This window comes from Tenacibaculum halocynthiae, assembly GCF_964512825.1.
GTDB classification, from domain to species: Bacteria; Bacteroidota; Bacteroidia; order Flavobacteriales; family Flavobacteriaceae; genus Polaribacter; species Polaribacter halocynthiae.
Genome location: NZ_CAZELG010000036.1, coordinates 1 through 1,208 on the forward strand (window position 1 = coordinate 1; position 1,208 = coordinate 1,208).

At 39.3% G+C, this 1,208-nt stretch carries 1 protein-coding gene (running past one end of the window); it reads left to right on the plus strand.

The window, feature by feature from the left end:
- Positions 1-1,190: 1,190 nt before the first annotated feature.
- Positions 1,191-1,208, plus strand: the beginning of a protein-coding gene (locus ACKTTQ_RS13625; RefSeq protein WP_408049519.1) for a T9SS type B sorting domain-containing protein. 1,803 nt of this gene lie beyond the right edge of the window; only the first 18 of its 1,821 coding nucleotides appear in the window; it begins with the start codon at positions 1,191-1,193; its stop codon lies off the right edge, out of view.

The following is a 1,208-nucleotide window of genomic DNA, read 5'->3' on the forward strand; positions in this document are numbered from 1 at the left end:
AGATTCAGATTCAAGTAATTTCGGAGAAGGAAATGGAGGAGAAGGAGATACAGTTGATACAGATGGCGATGGCGTACCAGATTATCAAGATTTAGATAGTGATGATGATGGTATCAATGATATTACTGAAGGCGGAAATGATGATGATGATGGAAACGGAGTAGTAGATGGTCCAGATAGTGACGGAGATGGAATTTCAGATGAAGTAGATGAAGATGATTCAGGATTTGGAGATTCAGGAAATACAGATGTAAACGATACAGATCCAACTGATCCAGATAGTGGAGGAACAGGAGTTGTAACAGATAGTGGAACAGATTCAGATGGAGATGGTATATCAGATAGTGTTGATGGCGATGATTCAGGATTTGGAGATGCAACTGATACCGATGGTGATGGAATTCCAGATCATCTAGATGTAGATGATGATAATGATGGAATACCAGATACAGCAGAAGGAACTGGTGATACCGATGGCGATGGAATACCAGATAGTTTAGATTTAGATAGTGATAATGATGGAATATTAGATGTAGATGAAGGCGGAAATGGTGATTTAGATACCAATGGGGATGGAGTTATCGATTCAAATGATACAGGATATGTAGATGCAGACAATGATGGTCAAGCAGATGATTCAGTAGACACAGATGAAGAACCAGATACAGATGGTGATGGCGTGCCAGATTATCAAGATTTAGATAGTGATAATGATGGAATCAATGATGTTATAGAGAATGGAAATGGTGATTTAGACACGAACAATGATGGAGTTATCGATTCAAATGATACTGGAGGATCAGATAGTGATGGTGATGGTATTTCAGATAGTGTAGATTCAGACTCAAGCAATTTCGGAGAAGGAGCTGGAGGAGAAGGAGATACAGTTGATACCGATGGAGATGGAGTTCCAGATTACCAAGATTTAGATAGTGATGATGATGGTATCAATGATATTACTGAAGGCGGAAATGATGATGATGATGGAAACGGAGTAGTAGATGGTCCAGATAGTGATGGCGATGGAATTTCAGATGAAGTAGATGAAGATGATTCAGGATTTGGAGATTCAGGAAATACAGATGTAAACGATACAGATCCAACTGATCCAGATAGTGGAGGAACAGGAGTTGTAACAGATAGTGGAACAGATAGTGATGGCGATGGTATATCAGATAGTGTTGATGGCGATGATACTAATTTTGGAG